The organism is Amycolatopsis sp. N2S4-7, from assembly GCF_058119595.1.
In genome coordinates, this window is record NZ_CP172299.1 from 3,520,996 (window position 1) to 3,542,788 (window position 21,793).

A 21,793-nucleotide genomic window follows, 5' to 3' on the forward strand; every position below is an offset into this window, starting at 1 on the left:
CACCTCCCAGTAGATCGCCATTGACCTCCGAGTCTTCTCCACACCCGGTTCCCGCTTTTGGTTAGCGGTGTTTACTCACGCTTCGGCAGTTCTCCTTCAGAAGTTGAGGGCATGCGTCGCCGTCGCCCCGCCGTCCGCCACGAACTCCGCCCCCGTGCAGTACGCGCTCTCGTCACTGGCCAGGAACAACACCAGCTTGGCGACGTCCTCGGGCTGCCCGACCCGCCGGAGGGCGACCTTCTTCCCGACGTACGACATGTCGACTTTCTGGCCGCCCGCCGCGGTCTCGACCATCTTGGTGTCGATCGCGCCGGGGTGCACCGAGTTGACGCGGATGTGCTTCTTGCCGAGCTCCATCGCCGCGACCTTGGTCATCCCGCGGATCGCGAACTTGCTCGCGGTGTAGGCGACGAGGTACGGCATCCCGGCCAGACCCTCCACAGAGGACACGTTGACGATGGAGCCACCGCCGGCGGCGGTCATGGGTTCAACGACCGAGCGCATGCCGAGAAACGCCCCGATCTGGTTCACCCGGATCACGCGTTCGTAATCGGCAAGCGTCGTCTTGCCGAGCTCCGAGAAATGCAGGATGCCGGCGTTGTTGACCAGCACGTCCGGCGCGCCGAACTCGGTGGTGGCGCGCTCGACCGCGGCAGCCCAGTCGTCCTCGCTGCCGACGTCGAGGTGCTGGTAGACGGCGCTTTCACCGAGGTCGGCGGCGAGCTGCTTGCCCTCGTCGTCCAGGATGTCGGCGATCACCACCCGCGCGCCTTCGGCGACGAACGCGCGGGCGGCGGCCTCGCCCTGCCCGCGCGCGGCGCCGGTGATCAGGGCGATCTTCCCGTCCAGCCTCATGACTCTCCCAGGATTTCGGTGGCGGCGAACATCCGGCCGGGGTCGCGGTCGGCGAAGAAGGCGCTCACGGACGTCTCGAGCTCGTCGAGCGACCAGCGCCGCTCGATCCGCGGCGCTTCGACCAGGGCGACCGTGCCGCCGTGGACGACGAACACCTGGCCGTTGACGTGCTCGGCCGCGGGTGAGGCGAGGTAGGCGACGAACGGGGCGACGTGCTCGACCGAGAGCGGATCGGCGCCGTCGGCAGGAGCGGCGCCGAACACGCCCTCGGTCATCGCCGTCCGCGCGCGCGGGCAGATCGCGTTGGCGCGGACGCCGTACTTGGCCAGGCTGCGGGCAGCCGACATGGTGAGCGCGGTGATGCCCGCCTTCGCCGCGGCGTAGTTGGGCTGGCCCGGCGAGCCGATGAGGAACGCCTCGGACGCCGTGTTCACCAGCCGCCCGTACACCGGCTTGCCGTCCGCTTTGGACCGGTCGCGCCAGTGCTTCGCGGCGTTGCGGGACAACAGGAAGTGACCGCGCAGGTGGACCCGGAGCACGGTGTCCCAGTCGTCGTCGGACATCGAGAACAGCATCCGGTCGCGCAGCACGCCCGCGTTGTTGACCACGATGTCCAGCCCGCCGAGGTCGAGCGCGGCGCCGACGAGCGCGTCGGCGGTGGCCCGCTCCCCGACGTCACCGGCGACCGCGACGGCCTGGCCGCCGGCCGCCTCGATCTCGCCGACGACGTCCTTCGGCTCGCTGACGTCGTTGACGACGACGGTGGCGCCCCGGGCGGCCAGGGCGAGCGCTTCGGCCCGGCCCAGTCCCGCGGCGGCGCCCGTGACGATCGCTGTCCTGCCGGTCAGGCTCACGCGAGGCCTCCTCATCGAGTCCCGGATCTGGCGACCTACAGTAGAATCTGTTCTCGTTCAGAGCAAGCTTTTCAGTGAACGGTGCTAACCGACGATGAACAGGGCGTTCTTCGGACAGCCCTTGACGGCATCGGAAACACGTTCTACCTGGTCGTCGGGCACCGCGCCGGGCCGGATGACGAGTTCTTCGTCGTCGTCCAGGTCGAAGACGTCCGGCGCGAACCCCACGCACACCGCGTTCGCCTCGCAGAGCGAGCGGTCGACCCCGATCTCCATGCTTCCTCCGCCGCGTGAGTCCTGGTACAACTAGAACAGGTTCTAGTATAACGCCGGATCGGGGTGACGGGTGCGGATCGACTACACACCGGAGCAGCGCGCGCTGGCGGCCGAGCTCCGGGAGTACTTCGCCGAGCTGATGACGCCCGAGCGACGCGACGGCCTCCGCTCGGGCGGCGGCGAGTACGGCGACGGCTTGGCCTACAAGGAGATCGTCCGCCAGCTGGGCAAGGACGGCTGGCTGGCGCTGGGCTGGCCGCGGGAGCACGGCGGGCAGGGCCGGCCGATGCTCGACCAGCTCATCTTCACCGACGAGGCGGCGATCGCCGGGGTGCCGGTCCCGTTCCTCACGGTGAACACCGTCGGGCCGACCATCATGCGCTACGGCACCGACGAGCAGAAGGCGTTCTACCTGCCGAAGATCGCCGCCGGCGAGCTGCACTTCTCGATCGGCTACTCCGAGCCGGAGGCCGGCACCGACCTCGCGTCGCTGCGGACGCGCGCCGAGCGCGACGGCGACGAGTACGTCGTCACCGGGCAGAAGATGTGGACCAGCCTGATCGAGTACGCCGACTACGTCTGGCTCGCGGTCCGCACCGATCCTTCGGCGAAGAAGCACCGCGGCCTGTCGATCCTCATCGTGCCGACGTCTTCTCCCGGGTTTTCGTGGACGAAGGTCCACACGGTCGCGGGCGCCGGGACGAGCGCGACCTACTACGACGGCGTCCGGGTGCCGGTGTCGGCGCGCGTCGCCGAGGAGAACGCGGGCTGGCCGCTGATCACCAACCAGCTCAACCACGAGCGCGTCGCGCTGACGTCGTCGGCGCCGGTCCGCAAGGCCCTGGCCGACGTGCTGGCGTGGGCGAAGGAGACCGGCGTCATCGAGCACGAATGGGTGCGGCTGCACCTCGCGCGGGTGCACGCCGGCGCGGAGTACCTGAAGCTGCGGAACTGGCGGATCGCCTGGGCGGCCGCGGCGAGCGAGCTCGGCCCGGCGGAGGCGTCGGCGACGAAGGTGTACGGCACGGAATTCGCGATCGAGGCCTACCGGCTGCTGATGGAGGTGCTCGGCGCGGCGGCCGTCGTCCGCGAAGGCTCGCCGGGCGCGCTGCTGGCCGGGCGGATCGAGCGGCTGCACCGGTCCGCGCTGATCCTCACCTTCGGCGGCGGCACCAACGAGATCCAGCGGGACATGATCGCCGCGACCGCCCTCGGCCTGCCCGTCACGCGCTAGGAGCGTCCATGGACTTCACCCCTTCCGAAGCGTTGGCCGACCTCGCCGCGCTGACCCGGCGGATCCTCGCCGACAAGGTCACCCACGACCCGCACGGCACGGGCGGCTTCGACGCTCCTTTGTGGACGGCGCTCGGGCAGGCGGGCGTGCTCGACGCGGCGCTGCCGTCGTCGCTCGGCGGCGGCGGGTTCGGCCTGCTGGAGCAGTGCGCGGTGCTCACCGAGATCGGCCGCGCGGTGGCCGCGGTCCCCTACCTGCCGTCGATCACGATGGCGGCGTCGGCGCTGGCGGAGTTCGGCACGCCGGAGCTGGTGGACCGCTGGGTGCTGCCGGTCCTGCGGGGAGAACGCGTTCTAGCGGTGGCCCTGACCGGCTTCACCGTCTCGGACGGCCTTCTGTCCGGTTCGCAGCCCGCGGTCGCGTTCGGCGCGTTCGCCCACGGCTTTCTCGTGGCCGCGGCCGAGGAGGTCTTCCTCGTCGACGCGGCCGCGTCCGGGGTCTCGGTGCGGCCGCAGCGGACGACCGACCACGCGGACGCTTGCCTGCTGGAACTCTCCGGCGTGCCGGGGACGTCGCTGGGCGACATCGGCGAATGGCTGCGCCTGCGCGGGACGGCCGGGGCGTGCGCGCAGCAGCTCGGCGTCGTCGAGCGGGCCCTGGAGCTGACGGCGGCGTACGCGGCCGAGCGCAAGCAGTTCGACCACGTCATCGGCGGGTTCCAGGCGGTCCGGCAGCGTCTCGCGGACGCGTACGTCGACGTCGAGGCGGTGCGGCTGACGTCGCTGCAGGCGGCGTGGCGGCTGGTCTCGGACCTCCCGGCGGCGGAGGCGGTGGCGACGGCCAAGTTCTGGGCAGCGGAGGCGGGCCACCGGGTGGCCCACACGACGGTCCACGTCCACGGCGGCGTCGGCATCGACGTCGACCACGTCGTGCACCGGTACTTCGTGGCGGCGAAGCGCCTGGAATTCCTGCTCGGCCCGGCCACCCCCCAGCTCCTGGCCCTCGGAGACCTCCTCGCGGCCGACCCCGGACAGCCGGGCTAGGCCGCCGCGTAGGTCCAGAACCCGCGCATCAGCGGGGTCGGGTCCGGGCCGGCCGGCTCGACCTGGGTCAGCAGCACCGTCGCGGTGCCCGTCGACGGGATCACGTGCCACGCCGTTCCCGCGCCGCCGGCCCAGCCGTAGCGGCCCGGCACCTCCCACGGCTCCTTCGCCTCGACGTCGACCGAGCCGCCGTACCCCCAGCCCTGGCCGCGCAGGAACGGGCGCGCCGCCGCCCGCTGGGCCGGGGTCAGGTGGTCGGTCCTCATCCGGTGCACCGACTCCGGCGTCAGCAGGCGGTGGTCACCGGCCGTGCCTTCGGCCAGCAGGAACCGGGCGAAGGCTAGGAGGTCGTCCGCCGTCGAGACGAGCCCGCCCGCCCCGGACGGGAACGGCGGCGGCCCGCTCCACCGGCCCTCCGGCGAGTCGATCAGCCGGAACCCGTCCTCGCCGCGTCGGTAGGCGCTGGTGAACCGGCCCAGCGCGGCGGTCGGCACGGCGAACCCGGTGTCGGCCATGCCCAGCGGCTCGAACAGCCGCTCGGCCAGGAACTCCGGCAGCGGACGGCCCGACACGCGCGCGATCAGCACGCCCTGCAGGTCCGAGCTGGTGTCGTGGAGCCACGCCTCGCCCGGCTGGTGCAGCAGCGGCACCTGCGCCAGCGCCGCCAGCCACTCGTCCGGCGGCACGGCGCGCGGGGACGCGGCCGGCCGGCCCGCCACCTGGAGCAGCAGGTCGGCCGCGGGCAGCGCCGGGTCGGCCGCGAGACCGTACCCGCAGCGGGAGGTCAGCAGGTCGGCGACGGTGATCGGGCGGACGGCGGGCACGACGTCGTCGACCGGCCCGGCCGGCGTCCGGACGACCACCGGCGACGCCAGTTCCGGCAGCCACCGCGCCACCGGGTCGTCGAGCGCGAGCTCCCCTTCGTCGACGAGCAGCAGGACCGCCGCGGCCGTGATCGGCTTGGTCAGCGAGGCGATGCGGAACAGCGCGTCCCGCGCCATCGGCAGGGTGCCCCCGGCGTCGGCGGAGCCCACGGCCGACGCCTCGACCTGCTCGCCGTGCGCCACGAGCGCCACCGCGCCCGGCACGTCCCCGGCCTCGACGTGCCGGGTGAGCAACGCGGTCAGCGGGGACACGGTCAGTCCACGGGGTTGATCGCGCGCAGCCGGCGGGGGCCGGTGTCGGGCCGCGACGGCGGCGCGCCCAGGACCAGCCGCGCGTTGGCGACGAAGGCGCCGTCCGGCGAGGCCAGGATCGGGTCGAGCACCAGCGACCGCACCTCCGGGTTGTCCTCCGCCAGCGCGGCCACGCGCAGCACCATGTCCTGCAGCGCGGCGAGGTCGGCGGGCTCGTCGCCGCGGTAGCCGGTGAGCAGCGGCGCCGTCCGCGGCTCGCGCACCAGGGTGGCCGCGTCGACGTCGGTGACCGGCACCGCCCGGTAGGCCCGGTCCCCGAGCAGGGTGCTGACCAGCCCGGACAGCCCGAACGACACGAGCGTGCCGAACGACGGATCGTCCTGCAGCCCGATCACGCACGACAGGCCCTTCGGCGCCATCCGCTGGACGTACACGTCGTCGTCGTGGGAGATCTCCCGCAGCGTCGAGTACGCGGTGCGCACCGAATCCGGCGAGGACAGGTCGAGCCGCACCCCCGCCAGGTCGGGACGGCCGCGCAGCCGCTCGTCGACCGCCTTGAGCGTCACCGGGTAGCCCAGCTCGGCCGCCGCCGCGACCGCCTCGTCCACAGTGGACACCACCCGGAACGGGACGACGTCGATGCCGTAGCAGCCGAGCAGCCGTACGACGTCGGTGTCCGAAAGCAGCGTCGTCTTCCCGCTTTCGGAGTCCAGGAGCTCGCGGACGAGGCCCTGCGCCTGCTCGGTGTGGATCCCGCCCGGCCGCACGAGCGTGCCCTGCGGGCGCTGCCGCCACGCGGCGTACCGGACGACCCGCGCGAGCGCCGTCACCGCGCGTTCGGGGCTCGAGTACGACGGGATCGAACCGCGCGTCGGCACGCCGTCGCCGGAGAGGACGGCGAGTTCGTGGGGCACGCCTTCGGCGGCGAGGAACGTCGAGACGATCGGTTTTCGTTGCCCGAGTTCGACGACGGTCTCCCGCAGGGCGCGCGCGTACGCGGTGCCGGGGATCGCGATCGGCGGGGCGAACACCACGACCAGCGCGTCGGTGTCCGGCGAGGTGAGGGCCTCGCGGACCGCCTTGGCGAAGTCGTCCGGCCCGGCCTGCGGGCCGACGTCCACGGGATCGGACGCGAGCCGCAGCCCCTGCATCCGCGCGGTGTCGGCGGCCAGCAGCCCGATCGCGCTGGAGTTGCCGACGATGCTCACCCGCGGGCCGGCGGGCAGCGGCTGGTGGGCGAACACGAGCGCGGTGTCGAACAGCTGGGCCAGCGACTCCACCCGCACGACGCCGGCCTGCTCGAACAGCGCCTGGACGCTGGCCTCGTCGATCTCGGTCGACGTCGCCGCCAGCTGCGGGCGGACCGCGTGGCGCCCCGACTTCACCGCGACGATCGGCTTCGTCCGCGCGAGCCTCCTGGCCAGCCGCGCGAACTTGCGCGGGTTGCCGAAGGACTCGAGGTACAGCAGGACGAGGTCGGTGTCCGGGTCGGTCTCCCAGTACTGGAGCAGGTCGTTGCCGGAGACGTCGGCGCGGTTGCCGGCCGAGACGAACGTCGACAGGCCGAGGCCGCGCGACTCGGCGTCGGCGAGGATCGCGGTGCCGAGCGCGCCGGACTGGCAGAAGAACCCCGTGCGACCGCGGCCGGGCAGCCGCGGCGCGAGCGTGGCGTTCAGCCGGATGCCGGGCGCGGTGTTCAGCACGCCGAGCGCGTTCGGGCCGACCACGCGCATGCCGTGCGCCCGCGCCTCGCCGACCAGCCGCAGCTCGGCGTGCAGGCCGTGCGGGCCCGCTTCGGCGAACCCGCTGGACAGGATCAGCAGCGTCTTCACGCCCTTGGCCAGGCACGCGTCCAAAACGGACTCGACGGCCTCGGCGGGCACCGCGACCACGGCCAGGTCGACCGGGTCCGGGATGTCCAGCACCGACGGGTACGCGCGGACGCCCCGGATGGCGTGGTGCTCCGGGTTGACCGGGTAGACGGTGCCGGTGAACGCGGCGGCCAGGAGGTTCACGAAGGCGACGTGGCCGACCTTGCCCGGCTCGGCGGACGCGCCGATCACCGCGACCGAGGTGGGGTGCAGCAGGTTGTGCACGCTGCGCGCCTCGGCCGCCTGCTCCCGGGACCGCGCGACGGCGAGGGACTCCTCGGTCGGGTCGATGTCGAACTCCAGGTGCAGCACGCCTTCCTCGAACTCGCGGCTGACCTGGTAGCCGGCGTCGCGGAAGACCCGCACCATGGCGGCGTTCTCGGCGAGCACCTCGGCGACGAACCGGCGCAGCCCGCACTCGGACGCGGCCGCGGCGAGGTGCTCCAGCAGGATCGAGCCGAGCCCGCGGCCCTGGTGGACGTCGCTCACGACGAAGGCGACCTCCGCCGACGGCCCGTCGTCGAGCCGTTCGTACCGGCCGACGGCCACGATGTCGTCGCCCAGGAACGCGGCGAACGCGACCCGGTCGTGGTGGTCGACCGTGGAGAACCGCTTCAGGTCCTTCTCCGGGATCCGCGGGTAGGCGCCGAAGTAGCGGAAGTAGCGCGTGCGCTCCGAGAGCTTGGCGTGGAAGGCGACCAGGCCGTCGGCGTCGCTGGGGACGACCGGGCGCAGGTGGACCGTGCCGCCGTCGGACAGCACGACGTCGGCCTCCCAGTCGCGGGGGTAGTCGAAGGGGTCCCGTCCCGCCATGGTCAGTCCCTGGGGTCGTCCGGATCGAGGCCGTGCAACGGGAAGACGGCGCGGCGGGTGTCCCGGACGGCGATGTCGACCGGGTCGTCCTCGCCGTCGCCCCACGGCTTGAACTCCGTGTCGCGGTCGTCGGACATGGTTTGCGGGAGCTCGGCGTGCGGCGCGGCCTTGCTCACGGTGGAGACCCAGCCGGGCGGCAACGGCGTCGCCGGGTCGACGTCCCGGTCGAGGACGGTGGCGATCAGGTGCGTCCACGACCGCGGGACCACGCGGATCAGCTGGTACCCGCCCCCGCCGACGGCGATCCACTTGCCGCCGGCGTAGGTCTCGGCGAGGTCGCGGAGGGTGGCGTAGATGGTGCGGTGCCCGTCGACGCTCAGGGAGAGGTCGGCCAGGGGGTCCTCTTCGTGCGAGTCGACGCCGCACTGGGTGAACAGCAGCTGCGGCTCGAAGTCGGCCAGCAGCGAGGGGACGACGGCGTTGAACGCGCGCAGCCAGCCCGGGTCCCGCGTGCGCGGCGGCAGCGGGACGTTGACCGCGGTGCCGTCGGCCTTCCCGCGGCCGGTCTCGGCGGAGTAGCCGGTGCCCGGCCAGAGCGTGAAGGGGTGCTGGTGCATCGAGATGGTGAGCACGCGGGGGTCGTCGTAGAAGGCGGCCTGGACGCCGTCGCCGTGGTGGACGTCGGTGTCGATGTAGGCGATGCGGTCGAAGCCGTGGTCGAGCAGCCACGAGATGGCGACGGCGCAGTCGTTGTAGACGCAGAAGCCGGACGCCTGGTCGCGCATCGCGTGGTGCAGGCCGCCGGCGATGTTGACCGCGCGGGTGGCCTCGCCCTCGGCGATCTTGCGGGCGGCCAGCAGCGTCGAGCCGACGACCAGCGCGGAGGCGTCGTGCATGTCGGGGAAGACGGGGTTGTCGGCAGTGCCGAGCCCGTGCCCGACATCCCACCCGACGAGCGGCGCCTCCCGCACGGCGGCGAGGTACTCGGGGGCGTGGATCCGCAGGAGCTCTTCATCCCCGGCGGCGGTCGGGACCAGCAGCTCGGCCCCGTCGAGCACCCCGAGCTCGGTGGCCAGCCGGACGGTGAGCTCCAGCCGGACGGGGTTGAACGGGTGGTCCCCGCCCAGGTCATAACCGAGAAGGGCGGAGTCCCAAACGACGGCCGGCGACATGCGCTCGACTCTAGTGCCGATCGGGGGAACGCGTGGACCGGAAGTTGCCGGGCCCGGGCTGGTCCGGCGAGGGCGGCGGCAGCTGGCCGGCGCGGCGGGGGCTCGGTGCGCCGGGTTGCCGAGCGCACAGGTCCGCGATGGCCGGCAGCTCGCCGCGGACGGCGGCGCACTCCGTTCGCCGGAGTACAGCCCCGCCCGGGGCGGGCTGTACTCCGGCGGCGGCTCAGCCAGTCCGGTAGCCCCCCGGGAGCGGGGCGGCTGTTCCCGCGGCCAGGCTCGTGGCCGACGAGTCAAGCCGCCCGCGGTGCTCAGGTGGGAGGTTGCCCTGCCGGTTCGCGGCCACGCAGGCCGCCCGGCGGTGCTCAGCCGGGCAGGTCGCCCCGCCCGCTCGCCGGTGCTCAGCCGGGGAGGCCGCCCGTCGCCGCTGGGCGTTCGGGGTCGCGGGACCAGTGGGACCACGAGCCCGCGTACAGGCCTGCGCCCGGGTGGCCCGCCAGTTCCAGGGCGAGCACCACCGAGCTGGCCGTCACCCCGGAACCGCAGTACGCGGCGACCGGCTCGCCCGGGCGCAGGCCCAGGTCCGCGAACCTGGCGGCCAGCTCCTCGGGCGTGCGCCAGCGGCCTTCGTCCGTGGTGTGGGCCGCGAACGGGGCGTTGACCGCGCCCGGGATGTGCCCGGCCCGCGGGTCGACCGGCTCCGTCTCGCCCGTGTAGCGCGGGGTCGCGCGAGCGTCGAGCAGCAGGCCGTCCCGCGCCAGGGCGGCGGCCTCGTCGGCGTCGAGGACCGGCATCCCGCCCGGCCGGACCGTGATGTCGCCCGGTTCCGGGCGCGCCGGCTCGGTGCTGACCGGGTGGCCACCGGCCGTCCACGCGGCGTAACCGCCGTCGAGTACCGCCACCTCGTCGTGCCCGGCCCAGCGCAGCAGCCACCACGCCCGCGCGGCCACCGAGCCGTCGGCGTCGTCGTAGACCACGACCGGCGCGCCCGCCCGCACCCCGGCCGCGCGGAGGTCGCGCTGCAGGTCGGCGGGGTCGGGCAGCGGGTGCCGGCCGCCCTCGCCCGGCTCGCCGGCGAGCACGCGGTCGAGGTCGGTGAACACCGCGCCGGGCACGTGGCCCTCGCGGTAGGAGTCGGCGCCGGGCGGGCCGGCGAGCCGCCAGCGGACGTCGAGGACGACGGGCCGGTCCCCGGCCGGGCCGGCCAGCGCGGCGGCGAGGTCGGTGGTGCTGATCAGCGGACGCATGCCTCCCATCTTCCAGCGGCCGCGCGTCCGGCCGCGCCGGGGTGCGGACATATCCGTCACCGGCGAGTTGTTATCCCCAAGGGCCGCCGCCGCCGTCGGGGTCAACGACTACGATGAGCAACGCGGACGAAGGGGACAGCGTGAACGATCTCATCGACACCACCGAGATGTACTTACGTACTATCTACGAGCTCGAAGAAGAGGGTGTCGTTCCGCTGCGCGCCCGCATCGCCGAGCGCCTGCAGCAGAGCGGCCCGACCGTGAGCCAGACCGTCGCCCGGATGGAACGCGACGGGCTGGTCGTGGTGGCCGACGACCGGCACCTCCAGCTGACCGACCACGGCCGCGAACTGGCCATCGCCGTCATGCGCAAGCACCGCCTGGCCGAACGCCTCCTCGTCGACGTCATCGGGCTCGAGTGGGAGCACGTCCACAACGAGGCGTGCCGGTGGGAGCACGTGATGAGCGAGGCCGTCGAGCGCAAGCTGGTCAAGCTGCTCGACCACCCGACCACCTCTCCCTACGGCAACCCGATCCCCGGCCTGGACAAGCTGGGCGACGGCGACCCGGCGCCCCCCGCGGAGGCCGACCTGGTCCGGCTCGACGAGTTCGCCCGCACCGGCGGCGGCCGCGTCGAGATCCGGCGCATCGCCGAGCACGTCCAGCTGGACGAGTCGCTGATGACCGAGCTCAAGTCGGTCGGCATCGTGCCGGGCGGCACGGTCACCATCGGCAAGGCCAACGGCGGCACCATCGAGGTCACCGGCGGGGACACCACCGCCCAGGTCGCCAGCTCCGCGCTGCACGCCGTCCTGGCGCAGGCCAGGTGAGCCCCGCTTCGGAGGCCGTGGCGGCGTTCCGCACGGTCCACGGCGGCGCGCCCGCCGGCGTCTGGTCGGCGCCGGGCCGGGTCAACCTGATCGGCGAGCACACCGACTACAACGACGGCTTCGTGCTGCCGTTCGCCCTGCCGCACCGCCTGGCCGCGGCGGCGTCGCCCCGTGAGGACGGGGTGCTGTCCGTGGCCACCCTGGGCGACGACGGCCAGCTCCAGCGCTCCGGCGAGCTCAAGATCGCCGACCTGGCGCCGGGCACGGTCGACGGGTGGGCCGCGTACCCGGCGGGGGTCGCCTGGGTGCTGCGCGATCAGGGCTTCGCGAACGGGGCCGACCTGGTCATCGCCGGGGACGTCCCGTCGGGGGCGGGCCTGTCCTCCTCCCACGCGCTCGAGTGCGCGGTGTCGCTGGCGTTGCTGGGCCTGGCCGGCCTGGAACTGGACGGCCCCGGCGAGCGCGTCCCGACCCGGCCCCAGGTGGCGCGGTGGGTGCAGCGCTCCGAGAACGACTTCGTCGGCGCCCCCACCGGCCTGCTCGACCAGACGGCGTCGCTCTGCTGCTCCGAGTCCCACGTCCTGTTCCTCGACGTGCGCTCGGGCGAGCAGGAGCAGGTGCCGTTCGGGCTGGCCGAGGCCGGGCTGCAGGTGCTGATCATGGACACCCGCACGAAGCACTCGCACGCCGAGGGCGGGTACGGCGAGCGCCGCCGCGGCACCGAGCGGGCGGCCGAGCTGCTCGGGGTGAAGGCGCTGCGCGACGTCACCGTCGAAGGTCTCGCCGACGCCCTCGACCGGCTGCCCGAGGACCTGGTGCCGCTGGTGCGGCACGTCGTCACCGAAAACCAGCGGGTGCTCGAGACGGTCGAGCTGCTGCGCGCCGGGCGGCTGGCCGACATCGGCCCGTACCTGGACGCCTCGCACGTCAGCATGCGCGACGACTACCGGATCTCCACGGCCGAGCTGGACCTCGCGGTCGACTCGGCCCGCGAGGCCGGTGCCCTCGGCTCGCGGATGACCGGCGGCGGCTTCGGCGGCTCGGCGATCGCGCTGGTCCGCGACGCCGACCTCGACGGGGTCAAGGCGGCCGTCGAGGCGGCGTACGAAAAGGCCGGCTACCGGCGGCCGCGGATGTTCACGGCGGTGCCGTCCCGCGGCGCCGGCCGCGACACGCTCTGACGCCGCGCGGGTCCGTCCGGGGCAACCCCCGGGCGGACCCGCGCGTCGGCGAGGGGGAAGACTGATGCACACAGTCACCACCCTCGGCAGGAAGGCCTGGATGTGTCGGAGCAGAGCAACGCCCTGAAACTGGTCGTGACGGGCGGCGCCGGGTACGTCGGCAGCGTCTGCACCGCCCGGCTGGTCGAAGCCGGGCACCAGGTCACCGTCGTCGACAACCTGTCCACCGGGCACGCCGACGCCGTCCACCCGGACGCGCGGTTCATCGAGGGCGACGCCGCCGAGGTGGCCGGCAGCCTGCTGCGCGAGGGCTTCGACGGCGTGCTGCACTTCGCGGCCAAGTCGCTGGTCGGCGAGTCGATGGCCGAGCCGGCGAAGTACTGGGAAGGCAACGTCGTCACGTCGCTGCGCCTGCTCGAGGCGATGCAGGAGCACGGCACGCCCCGGCTGGTGTTCTCCTCGACCGCGGCGACGTACGGCGAACCGGAGCAGTCGCCGATCCCGGAGTCCGCGCCGACCCGGCCGACCAACACCTACGGCGCCACGAAGCTCGCCATCGACGCCGCGATCACCAGCTTCGCCGGTGCGCACGGCCTGGCCGCGGTGAGCCTGCGTTACTTCAACGTCGCGGGCGCGTACGGCGCCTTCGGTGAGCGCCACGCCACGGAAACCCATCTCATTCCTCTCGTTCTCCAGGTCGCCACGGGCGACCGTGAGCGCATCCAGATCTTCGGCGACGACTACCCGACGCCCGACCACACCGCGGTCCGCGACTACATCCACGTCGTGGACCTCGCGGACGCGCACCTGCTGGCGCTGAAGCACGCCACCGCGGGTGAGCACCGCATCTACAACCTGGGCAACGGCACGGGGTTCTCCGTGCTCGAGGTGATCGAGGCCTGTCGCGAGGTGACCGGCCACCCGGTGCCGGCCGCGGTGGCCCCGCGTCGCGCGGGCGACCCGTCGGTGCTCGTCGCCGCCAGCGACCGGGCCCGCGAGGAGCTCGGCTGGAAGCCGGAACGGACCGAGCTGACCGGCATCGTGCGGGACGCCTGGGAGTTCACCCAGGCCCGGCGCGGCTGAATCGGGCCGGCGGGTAGGCCTCGCGGCCTGCCCGCACCGAAGGCTCGACACCAGCGGACCGGCCGACAGCTCGCACGGCGGGGCCGCCGGAGATTCGCTGCCCGGCCAACGGCTCCCACGCCGGGTCGCCGGGAGACCTGCTGCCCGGCCGACAGCTCTCCGGTCGCGACCGGGGTCGCCGAGGGCAGCGGCAAGGACATCGAGGCGGGCGGCGGGTAGTTCGGCCGGCAGGCGGACGCCGGCTGCCCACCGTCCAATCGCGACGCTCGCCTAGCCGAGCGCGGCCAGCATCCAACGCCGTGGCCTATGCCGCGTGCTCCGCCTCGGAACCCGGTGGGGCAAGGCCGAAGCCGGACGTTTCCCCCGGGTCGGCCGTCATGGCCAGGCCCAGCAGCTGCTCCGGGGGCATTCCCCGGCTCAGCACCGTCATCAACAGCCCGGCCAGGACGTGGCCCGGATCCGCCTCCAGCGCGTTCTCCAGTGCCATGCCCGCGAAGGCACCGTCGCCGCGCATGTAGGCCGTGTAGCCCAGCAGGGCCGCCGCTTCCGCTCGTTCCGGGGCCGGGAGTTCGCGGACCAGGGTCAGCCAGAGGCGCTCGGCCTCTCGGGCCGCCGGGGTGAGCGGTGGGACCGCCATCGCCAGGCACACGTCGCGGATTTCGGAGACCGTCAGGGCACCGGCCAGCTGCACGGCCTCTTCGTCCGTCGGGGGGCCTTCGCCCCGGCGCTGACGGTCGAACGCCGCGCGGATCACCGAGGCCGCGTCGGCGATGCGGGCCGCCTCCGGCCAGGGCGACGAAACCGACCGCGTCCGGCGGGCGATGGCTTCCGGTGATCGTGGGGCGAGCAGGGCCGCCAGCTCGTCGCGGCTGCCGAACGCCACCGTGCCGCCCTCGGTGGCGACCGCCGCCGTCACGGTCGTGCGGGGATCCGGTAGTGAGCCGCCGCAGTCCGCGTCCGCGTAGCAGCCCCAGGGAGCGCCTTCCGTGATGCCGGCGGCCCACATCGCGTGCAGGACCGGGAGGCCGCAGTCGCCCAGCGCGTCCGCCAGTTCCGAGACGAAACCCGCGTGCGGAGGCGGGTTCCCGGGTCTTCGCCTCCCGCCGACGACCACCAGCGTGACGCCGAGGTGCGCCCCCGCGGCGAACCGCGGGGCGAGCGCCCGGGCCTGGCGGACCCGGTCCTCGGGGCGCGGGAGATCACCGCGCAGCACTAGGCCCAGGCGGGTGCCCTCGGGAGCCCGGTGGCCGAGCAGGACGACGGAGTTCTCGGGCCGGAACCCGATCAGGTACGGGAGCGCGGCCAGCAGCTGCGCCGGCTCCCGGATGCTGACCGGCGCCCGGCCGGCCGGGGTGGAAGTGGTCATGCCTCCACCGTGGGGCAGAACGGGGCCGGCTGGGGCGGTGGCGGCAAATCTGTGGATGGGCCGGGCCGATGTGGACGGAACCGGCCCGGCGCCGGCCGGGTGGGGCATTCCTGTCGGTGGGGCGGGCTATGCTGCCCGGCCCCACCGACCGGCGCGGCTCAGCCGCAGTGCTCGAACGCACTCTCGTAGGTGTTGCTGCCGACCGAGCCGCCCCACTTCACGCAGGTGGCTTCGGCGGTCTTCTTCACCGGCCCGGCGTAGTAGGTGAAGCTGCCGGAATCGGTCACCCGCGCCGAACCCTGCACCTCGAGGAAGGCCGAGACGGGGCTGGCCGTGCCGAGCGACGTCGCCTTCAGCGTCGTCACGCAGTTCGCCTTGGTCGAGGCGTTGTACAGCAGGTAGGCCGTGCCCGACGAGTTCGCCAGCGCCTGCTGGTCGACGACGGAGAAGCCGTCGCCGCAGACCTCGCCGGCCGAGTACGGGTTGCCGCCGCAGCCGTTCTTGCTCGTGAAGTCCGTGTGCCCGTAGTACGGCACGGCGACGCCGTTCAGCTTCGCCTTCTGCACCACACCGTCGAGCCGCTCTTCGAAGTGCAGGTGCGGCCCGGTGACCCCGCCGGTCGCGCCCGCCTTGCCGATCTCCTTGCCGCCGGCGACCGACTGCCCGACCGAGACCTCCTGGGCCGACAGGTGCGCGTACCGGGTGCGCCAGCCGCCGCCGTGGTCCAGCTCGATCCACTTGCCGTAGCTGTCGCTGCCCTCGTCCGCCACCCGCGTCACCGTGCCGCCGGCCGACGCGAGCACCGGCATGCCGGTGATGCCCGACTTCTGGAAGTCGACGGAGTAGGCCGGGCTGTGGCCGCTGAACGTCGCCGCGGTCACGGTGACCCCGCACTTGAACGGCACCTGGAAGTTGGGCGCGGCCGACGCGGTGGCCTGGCCGGCGAGGGTGAGGCCGAGCGCGGGCAGCGCCGCGGCGGCGGCGAGCAGGGCGAGCCGTCGCAACCTGGACATGGGGGAACCTCCTGGCAAAGGGGACATCTTGACACCCGAAGCGAAGCCCGCGTCGGTACATTTTCCGTACAAGCCCCCGCGGAGGATGCCCGGATGACGACCCGACGAGCCCGGTTCCCCCCGGCACAGGGCTGGCTGCGCTGGGCGCTCATCGCGGTGCCGATGGTCACCGCGATGCCCCGCGCGGACGCGCTCGCCTGGGTGCTGATCGGGGTCACCCTCGCCCTGTCGATCCCGATGCCGTGGATCCACGACCTCGGCGCTCGGACGCCGTCGGCGGTCCTGGCGCTCGCCGTGATCGCGTCCGCGGGCGGGCTGTGGGTGGTCCTGCCGGGCAGCTGGGCGTCGGTCGCGATGTTCAGCACGACGTTCTTCGTGGTGCTGCGGCAGTCCCCGGTGCCGATCGTGCTGGCGGTCGCGCTGACCGCCGCGATGATCACCGCGGTCTGGGTGACCCGCCACGACCTCTGGGAAAGCGCCCTGTCGACGTACGCGGCCCTCGCCGTGATCGTGCTGATGGGGTTGAACCGGCGCGCCCGGCTCGCGCGCATCGAGCAGACCGAGCTGGCGCTGGCCCGCGCGCAGACGGCCACCGAGGAGCACGCGCGCGCGGCCGCCCTCGCCGAACGCACCCGCATCGCCCGCGAGCTGCACGACGTCCTCGCGCACTCGCTGGCCGGCCTCTCGCTGAACCTGCAGGGCGCGCGGCTGATGCTGGTGCGCGACGGGGCGAGCCCGGACGCCGTCGCGCAGATCGAACGGGCGCAGACGCTGGCGTCGGAAGGCCTGGCCGAGGCGCGGAAAGCGGTGGCCGCGCTGCGCGAGGACGCCGTCGGGGTCGAACGCACGATCGCGGACCTCCTGGCCGCGTACCGGCTCGACAGCGGGGCCCGGGCGGACCTGACCGTCGAGGGCGAGCCGCGCGAGCTCGACGCGGCGGTCGGCACCGCGCTGGTCCGCGCGGTGCAGGAGGCGCTGGCCAACACCCGCAAGCACGCGGCGCACGCCGAAGTCGACGTCAAGCTGGACTACGCCGACGGATCGGTGCGGCTGACCGTGGCCGACCGCCAGGGCAGGCGCCCGCCGGACGCGCCCGCGGCAGGCTACGGTTTGCGCGGGATGGGCGAACGGGTCGCGCTGCTCGACGGAAAGCTGGAGAGCGGGCCGGGGGAGGACGGATGGCGGATTCACCTGACGGTGCCGGCGTGACGCTGCGCGTCGTGCTGGCCGACGACCAGGCGGTGGTCCGGGAAGGCCTGGTCACGCTGCTCGGGCTGCTGCCCGGGGTCGAAGTGGTCGGCGCCGCCGCCGACGGGCTCGCCGCGCTCGACCTCGTCGCCGAGCACCACCCCGACGTCGTGCTGGTCGACCTGCGGATGCCGCGCTGCGACGGCGTCGAGACCACCGAACGGATCCGCGCCGGGCACCCGGGCACCGAGGTCGTCGTGCTCACCACCTACGCCGACGACGAGTCGCTGCTGGCCGCGCTGCGCGCCGGCGCCCGCGGGTTCCTCACCAAGGACGCCGACGCCGAGTCCATCGCGCGGGCGCTGCGCTCGGCCGCCGCCGGCCAGTCCACAGTGGACGGCGAGCTGCAGCGGCGGCTCGTCGAAGCCGCCACCCGCAGCACACCCAAGAGGGTCAAGGAGATCGAAGGCCTGACCGCGCGCGAGATCGAGGTGCTGCGCCTGATCGCGGCGGGGCTGTCCAACACCGAGATCGCGCGCACCCTGGTGGTGAGCGAGGCGACCGTCAAGACCCACGTGAACCACCTGTTCACCAAGGCCGGGCTGCGCGATCGCGCGCAGGCGGTCGCCTTCGCCTACCGGGCCGGCATCGCCGGCTGACGCCTCACCGCGCGGGCGGGATGTTCGCGTTGTGGTGGAAGACGTTGCGCGGGTCGTACTGCGCCTTGATCCGGGCCAGCCGCTCGTACTTCCCGGCGCCGTACGACGTCCGGACGCGGTCCGCTTCGTACTCCGCCATGAAGTTGACGTAGCCCGCCGTGTTCGACGAGTACGGCACCAGCGCCGCCCAGAACTCCCGCACCCAGGCGCGGTCCGCGGCGAACGGCTCCGGCTCCGCGGCGATCGAGGTGATGTTCACGACGAGGCTCGCCCGCCGCGGCCCGCCGAACGCCGTCGCGTCTTCGGCGGCTTCCGTGAACGCCCCGTGCAGCGAGAAGACCGGCATGATGGACATCGGCGACGTCTTGCGCGGCAGGAAGTCCGCGATGACGTCGATGACCTCGTCGCTGAACCCGTCGGCGTAGGCGGCCTTCTCGTAGCCGAGGATGCCCCACGGCGCGGCTTCGTCGAGCATCTGCTGCAGGTCGACGTACGGGATCGGCGAGACGAACTCGAACAGCGGCGCCGGCCCCGACCGCGCCGCCCGGATCGCCTCGGCGTGCTGCTCCTCCCCCGCGAACCCGGCGATCACCAGGGCGTAGCCGGGCCGGAAGTGGAAGGCCTCGGGGACGAACGGCGCGGGCGGCGCGTTGAGCCCGGCGACGAGCACGCCCATGTCGCTGGGCAGCGTCTCGAGCACCTCCCGGGCCTGGCGCAGCGCGGCCACGCCGTCTTCGAGGCCCCAGAAGAACAGGCCCAGGTGGACGATCGGGCCCACCGGGTGCAGCCGGAACTCGAACTCGGTGACGACGCCGAAGTTGCCCCCGCCGCCGCGCAGCGCCCAGAACAGGTCCGGGTGCTCGTCGGCGGACGCGCGCAGGACCTCGCCGTCGGCGGTGACGACCTCGGCCGAGAGCAGGTTGTCGCAGGAGAGGCCGTGCTTGCCGGTGAGCCAGCCGAAGCCGCCGCCGAGGGTGAGCCCGCCGACGCCGGTGTGGCTGATCGTGCCGCCCGGCACCGCGAGCGCGTGCTCCTGCGTGGCCGCGTCGAGCTGGGCCCACGTCGCGCCGCCGCCACAGCGCGCCGTCCGGCGGTCGGGGTCGACGCTGATCGCGTCGAGGGAGCTCAGGTCGATGCAGAGACCGCCGTCGACGACCGCGGCGCCCCCGAAGTTGTGCCCGCCACCGCGGACGGAGAGGTCGAGGCCCGCTTCGCGCGCGTACGCGAGCGCCGTCGCCACGTCCTCGGGTCCGGCGGGCCGCACGACGACGGCGGGGTGGCGGTCGATCTCCCCGTTCCAGACCGACCGGGCGGTGTCGTAGCCGGGTTCGCCGGCGGTGAGCACGGTTCCGGCCAGCCGGGTGCGCAGGCTCTCCAAGGTGGGTTCGGCGGTCGAGGTCATGGCGGGTCCTCTCTCAGCGGACAGAGCCCTCGTAAGTCGCCTGACCTGCGCCGATCGTTACATTGCGTGATCACGCTTACGGATGGTGACGACGCGGCAGCAGGCGCTGCGTGAACCCCGCGTCGGCCAGCCGGCCGAACGCCCGCGCGACGCCGGCCGGGACCTCCTGCGGGATCGCGAAGCCCCGCGCGGCGTACTCGGTGATCCGCTGGGTCTCGCCGACGAGCATGCCGATCACGCGGTCGACGTCCTCGATGCCGGTGAGGTAGTCCTCGAGCGAGACCGCCTTCGACGCGCACACGATGTCGACGCCCGGCCACAGCCGCTTGGCCGTGGCGTAGGCCCGGCGTTGCTGGTAGGGCCGCGACACGAGCGTCACCGACCCGACCGCGACGCCGCGCTCGGCGAGCAGCCGCCGGGTGAACGCGATGTTGTCCCCGGTGTTGCGGGCCTCCGGCTCGACCAGGATCACGTCGTCGGGCACGCCGAGCTCCAGCGCGATCTCGCGGTAGTGGACCGCCTCGCCGCGCGGGAAGCGGTCCACCGTCGTCGGCGCGTTGGCCCCGGTGAAGACGATCAGCGGGAACCGCCCGGCGTGGAAGAGTTCCGCCGTGTGGGCGGCCACGCCGGGATCCCGGCTCCCGAGCCCGACGCCGACGTCGGACCGCCGCGGTGCGTGACGCAGGTCGTGGTAGTCCCACAACGTGCGGACGTCCGCGCGGAGGTGTTCCGGCAGCATCACCCGAACGCGGCTCGCAGGGCCGGCTTCCCACCCGTCACCGGGAGCGTCACCGAGGTCTTCGTCAGGTCGAGCGCCAGGCCCGCGCCCGGCTTCGGCCGCAGCGTGTAGTCGTGGTCGCTGGAGGCCAGCAGGAACTCCAGCCGGTGGCCCGCCGCGAGGACGTAGTCCTTCGGCATCAGCTCGACGCCGACCCGGTAGGTCCGCCCGGGCGTGATCGGTTCCGTGCGCGCCGGCGACGTGCGGTTCTGCGGGTCGGTCCAGCCGCGGCTGATCACGTGGGACGTGCCGTCGGGGGCGCGGTCGAGCAGGATCGCCGAGACGTTCGCCGCGGGCCGGTCGAACGCCAGCGCCAGGTCGGCGCGCGCGGTGCCGGAGAGGCGGACGGACTGCTTCGCCGCCGAAGTCGCGTACAGCAGCCGGTTTCCGGACGACGCGAGCCCGGCCAGCTGCTCGATCGTCTTCGTCGCGTCGTCGGCCAGGGTTTCGACGGCGGCAGTGCCCGGCACCGGGTTGCGGGTGTCGATGGCGCCCTTCGAGCGGCCGCCCGGCCACGGGTAGACGCGCACGTCGGACGTGCCGGGCGCGGGCCAGTCCGCCTCGTCGGTCCACGACAGGTCCTCGCGCTGGATCGTCGCCTTCGGCTCGTTCTGGATGCCGTTGTCGATCCCGTAGAGGTAGTGCGACATCCACTTGTTCAGCGTCGTCAGCCAGACGTCGCGCCGCAGCGAGTACGGGTCCGCGTGGCCGGACTGGTGCAGCCAGATCTTGTGCTCGACGCCGTGGGCCTTCAGCGCCTCGTACCAGGTCGCGACCTGCTCGGTCTTGACGTTCCAGTCGTTGAGGCCGTGCACCGCGAGCACCGACGCGTGCACCTTCGCGACGTCGTCGCGGTAGTTGCGGACGTCCCAGAACGGCGTGTAGTCGCCGGTCACCCGGTCCTGGTCGCGGACCAGCCCGTCGATCACCGGGCGGCAGATCTGCCGGTCTTCGCGGGTGTAGACGTACTCGGCGAGCACGTCGGCGTCCTCGCCCTGGAACCCGCCGGCCGCGACAACCGCGCCGTCGTGGCGGTAGTACTCGTACCAGCTGGAGATCGCGGCGATCGGCACGATCGTCTCGAGGCCTTCGACGCCGGTGCTCGCGACGGCGTTCGGCAGCGTCCCGTTGTAGGACACGCCCATCATGCCGGTCTTGCCGGTGCTCCAGTCCGCCTTCGCGGCCGCGCCGGCGGCGTCGCGCGCGGGTGTGCGGCCGTTGAGCCAGTCGACGACCGAGCGCGCGCCGATCGTCTCGTTGACGTCACCCGTGGTCGGGCAGCCGGTCGAGAGGCCGGTGCCGAGCGATTCGCCGTACACCACGGCGAAGCCGCGCGCGGTGAAGTAGTCCTGGTAGCGCCAGGTGATCGGGGTGGCCGGGCCGACGCCGTGCGCGGCGACGCGCGGGCCTTCCGGGCCGCGGGCGTGGCCGGGCGCGTACAGCTCGACGTCGACGTCGTGGTTCGCGACGTCGTTGCCGCCGGCGTAGTACGGGCTGGCCTGGTACACGACCGGCACCTTCAGGCCCTGCTGCGTGGCGCGCGGGCGCACGACCTGGGCGTGCACGAGGTCGTCGGCGCCGTCGTGGTCGCTGTCGACCGGCGCGGTGACCCAGACGTCTTCGCGGACGACGTCGGCGGGGTCGAACACCGGTTGCGCCTGGCCGCCGGTGAACACCGGCGAGGGTGGCGCGGCTTCGGCGGTGCCCACGGTGAGCGGCAAGGTCGCCAGTGCGAGGAACAGGACTGCGGTTCGTGCGGCTTTCACTCAAACCCCCAAGCCGGGCGAAGCGGACG

At 73.5% G+C, this 21,793-nt stretch carries 19 protein-coding genes; 7 read left to right on the plus strand and 12 right to left on the minus strand.

The features are described from left to right. Nucleotides 1-96 precede the first annotated feature (96 nt). From ACH54P_RS16380 to ACH54P_RS16390, 3 genes are all read right to left on the minus strand, one after another. Nucleotides 97-855 carry a glucose 1-dehydrogenase gene (locus tag ACH54P_RS16380; RefSeq protein WP_489913573.1) on the minus strand — a complete coding sequence of 253 codons (759 nt, stop codon included), beginning with the start codon at nt 853-855 and terminating at the stop codon, nt 97-99. Continuing rightward, entirely contained in the window at nt 852-1,709 is an 858-nt protein-coding gene (locus ACH54P_RS16385; protein ID WP_489913575.1) for a 3-oxoacyl-ACP reductase, read from the minus strand. Before ACH54P_RS16385 ends, ACH54P_RS16380 begins: the two co-directional genes overlap by 4 nt. Before the next feature lie 84 nt (nt 1,710-1,793). Continuing rightward, nucleotides 1,794-1,985: a ferredoxin gene (locus ACH54P_RS16390; protein ID WP_489913577.1), complete on the minus strand. Its 192-nt coding sequence runs from the start codon at nt 1,983-1,985 to the stop codon at nt 1,794-1,796. A 70-nt stretch (nt 1,986-2,055) separates the two neighbouring features. Here ACH54P_RS16390 and ACH54P_RS16395 point away from each other — a divergent pair, with 70 nt between their 5' ends. Further along, a complete protein-coding gene (locus tag ACH54P_RS16395) occupies nt 2,056-3,219 on the plus strand; it encodes an acyl-CoA dehydrogenase family protein (protein WP_489913579.1) in 1,164 nt (387 codons plus the stop codon). A gap of 8 nt (nt 3,220-3,227) precedes the next feature. After that, nucleotides 3,228-4,262 carry an acyl-CoA dehydrogenase family protein gene (locus ACH54P_RS16400; RefSeq protein WP_489913581.1) on the plus strand — a complete coding sequence of 345 codons (1,035 nt, stop codon included), beginning with the start codon at nt 3,228-3,230 and terminating at the stop codon, nt 4,260-4,262. On the opposite strand, the gene ACH54P_RS16405 is transcribed toward ACH54P_RS16400, so the two are convergent. From ACH54P_RS16405 to ACH54P_RS16420, 4 genes are all read right to left on the minus strand, one after another. Then, complete coding sequence (locus ACH54P_RS16405) at nt 4,259-5,398, minus strand: serine hydrolase domain-containing protein (RefSeq protein ID WP_489913583.1); 1,140 nt, start codon at nt 5,396-5,398, stop codon at nt 4,259-4,261. The genes ACH54P_RS16400 and ACH54P_RS16405 overlap by 4 nt on opposite strands. 2 nt (nt 5,399-5,400) lie before the next feature. Then, a complete protein-coding gene (locus ACH54P_RS16410; protein ID WP_489913585.1) occupies nt 5,401-8,082 on the minus strand; it encodes a bifunctional acetate--CoA ligase family protein/GNAT family N-acetyltransferase in 2,682 nt (893 codons plus the stop codon). Nucleotides 8,083-8,084: 2 nt separating this feature from the next. Next, complete coding sequence (locus ACH54P_RS16415; protein WP_489913587.1) at nt 8,085-9,254, minus strand: acetoin utilization protein AcuC; 1,170 nt, start codon at nt 9,252-9,254, stop codon at nt 8,085-8,087. A gap of 398 nt (nt 9,255-9,652) precedes the next feature. Next, nucleotides 9,653-10,498, minus strand: coding sequence for a sulfurtransferase (locus ACH54P_RS16420; protein WP_489913589.1), 846 nt, complete (start codon nt 10,496-10,498; stop codon nt 9,653-9,655). 113 nt (nt 10,499-10,611) lie between these two features. Here ACH54P_RS16420 and ACH54P_RS16425 point away from each other — a divergent pair, with 113 nt between their 5' ends. The 3 genes from ACH54P_RS16425 to galE all read left to right on the plus strand — a co-directional run bounded on the left by ACH54P_RS16425 (nt 10,612) and on the right by galE (nt 13,592). Further along, the gene (locus ACH54P_RS16425; RefSeq protein WP_103351598.1) at nt 10,612-11,328 is read left to right on the plus strand and encodes an iron-dependent transcriptional repressor DtxR; all 717 of its coding nucleotides are present in this window, start codon (nt 10,612-10,614) and stop codon (nt 11,326-11,328) included. Continuing rightward, nucleotides 11,325-12,509: a galactokinase gene (gene galK, locus ACH54P_RS16430; protein WP_489913591.1), complete on the plus strand. Its 1,185-nt coding sequence runs from the start codon at nt 11,325-11,327 to the stop codon at nt 12,507-12,509. Before ACH54P_RS16425 ends, galK begins: the two co-directional genes overlap by 4 nt. Nucleotides 12,510-12,611: 102 nt before the next feature. Beyond that, complete coding sequence (gene galE / locus ACH54P_RS16435) at nt 12,612-13,592, plus strand: UDP-glucose 4-epimerase GalE (RefSeq protein ID WP_489913593.1); 981 nt, start codon at nt 12,612-12,614, stop codon at nt 13,590-13,592. 304 nt (nt 13,593-13,896) lie between these two features. Here galE and ACH54P_RS16440 read toward each other — a convergent pair whose 3' ends face one another. Continuing rightward, nucleotides 13,897-14,958 carry a DUF4192 domain-containing protein gene (locus ACH54P_RS16440; RefSeq protein ID WP_489913595.1) on the minus strand — a complete coding sequence of 354 codons (1,062 nt, stop codon included), beginning with the start codon at nt 14,956-14,958 and terminating at the stop codon, nt 13,897-13,899. A gap of 158 nt (nt 14,959-15,116) precedes the next feature. Further along, a complete protein-coding gene (locus ACH54P_RS16445; RefSeq protein ID WP_489913597.1) occupies nt 15,117-15,971 on the minus strand; it encodes a M23 family metallopeptidase in 855 nt (284 codons plus the stop codon). Between the two features lie 93 nt (nt 15,972-16,064). Here ACH54P_RS16445 and ACH54P_RS16450 point away from each other — a divergent pair, with 93 nt between their 5' ends. Together ACH54P_RS16450 and ACH54P_RS16455 are read left to right on the plus strand one after the other, a co-directional pair. After that, a complete protein-coding gene (locus ACH54P_RS16450) occupies nt 16,065-17,180 on the plus strand; it encodes a sensor histidine kinase (protein ID WP_489913599.1) in 1,116 nt (371 codons plus the stop codon). Next, a complete protein-coding gene (locus ACH54P_RS16455) occupies nt 17,177-17,818 on the plus strand; it encodes a response regulator (protein WP_489916466.1) in 642 nt (213 codons plus the stop codon). The genes ACH54P_RS16450 and ACH54P_RS16455 overlap by 4 nt, the downstream gene beginning before the upstream one ends. Nucleotides 17,819-17,822: 4 nt before the next feature. Here ACH54P_RS16455 and ACH54P_RS16460 read toward each other — a convergent pair whose 3' ends face one another. The 3 genes from ACH54P_RS16460 to ACH54P_RS16470 all read right to left on the minus strand — a co-directional run bounded on the left by ACH54P_RS16460 (nt 17,823) and on the right by ACH54P_RS16470 (nt 21,764). Further along, on the minus strand, nt 17,823-19,220 hold the full coding sequence (locus ACH54P_RS16460) for an FAD-binding oxidoreductase (protein WP_489913601.1): 1,398 nt from the start codon (nt 19,218-19,220) through the stop codon (nt 17,823-17,825). A gap of 76 nt (nt 19,221-19,296) precedes the next feature. Then, a complete protein-coding gene (locus ACH54P_RS16465; protein WP_489913603.1) occupies nt 19,297-19,959 on the minus strand; it encodes a YdcF family protein in 663 nt (220 codons plus the stop codon). Continuing rightward, complete coding sequence (locus ACH54P_RS16470; RefSeq protein WP_489913605.1) at nt 19,959-21,764, minus strand: Xaa-Pro dipeptidyl-peptidase; 1,806 nt, start codon at nt 21,762-21,764, stop codon at nt 19,959-19,961. The genes ACH54P_RS16465 and ACH54P_RS16470 overlap by 1 nt, the downstream gene beginning before the upstream one ends. Between the last annotated feature and the right edge of the window lie 29 nt (nt 21,765-21,793).

What these genes read in the sequence shown, in the direction of transcription:
- ACH54P_RS16445 (WP_489913597.1), bottom strand. Translation starts at nt 15,971, where the DNA reads ATGTCCAGGTTGCGACGGCTCGCCCTGCTCGCCGCCGCCGCGGCGCTG.
- ACH54P_RS16390 (WP_489913577.1), bottom strand. Translation starts at nt 1,985, where the DNA reads ATGGAGATCGGGGTCGACCGCTCGCTCTGCGAGGCGAACGCGGTGTGC.
- ACH54P_RS16420 (WP_489913589.1), bottom strand. Translation starts at nt 10,498, where the DNA reads ATGCGTCCGCTGATCAGCACCACCGACCTCGCCGCCGCGCTGGCCGGC.
- ACH54P_RS16410 (WP_489913585.1), bottom strand. Translation starts at nt 8,082, where the DNA reads ATGGCGGGACGGGACCCCTTCGACTACCCCCGCGACTGGGAGGCCGAC.
- ACH54P_RS16425 (WP_103351598.1), top strand. Translation starts at nt 10,612, where the DNA reads ATGAGCAACGCGGACGAAGGGGACAGCGTGAACGATCTCATCGACACC.
- ACH54P_RS16465 (WP_489913603.1), bottom strand. Translation starts at nt 19,959, where the DNA reads ATGCTGCCGGAACACCTCCGCGCGGACGTCCGCACGTTGTGGGACTAC.
- ACH54P_RS16450 (WP_489913599.1), top strand. Translation starts at nt 16,065, where the DNA reads ATGACGACCCGACGAGCCCGGTTCCCCCCGGCACAGGGCTGGCTGCGC.
- ACH54P_RS16400 (WP_489913581.1), top strand. Translation starts at nt 3,228, where the DNA reads ATGGACTTCACCCCTTCCGAAGCGTTGGCCGACCTCGCCGCGCTGACC.
- ACH54P_RS16460 (WP_489913601.1), bottom strand. Translation starts at nt 19,220, where the DNA reads ATGACCTCGACCGCCGAACCCACCTTGGAGAGCCTGCGCACCCGGCTG.
- ACH54P_RS16415 (WP_489913587.1), bottom strand. Translation starts at nt 9,254, where the DNA reads ATGTCGCCGGCCGTCGTTTGGGACTCCGCCCTTCTCGGTTATGACCTG.
- ACH54P_RS16440 (WP_489913595.1), bottom strand. Translation starts at nt 14,958, where the DNA reads ATGACCACTTCCACCCCGGCCGGCCGGGCGCCGGTCAGCATCCGGGAG.
- ACH54P_RS16380 (WP_489913573.1), bottom strand. Translation starts at nt 855, where the DNA reads ATGAGGCTGGACGGGAAGATCGCCCTGATCACCGGCGCCGCGCGCGGG.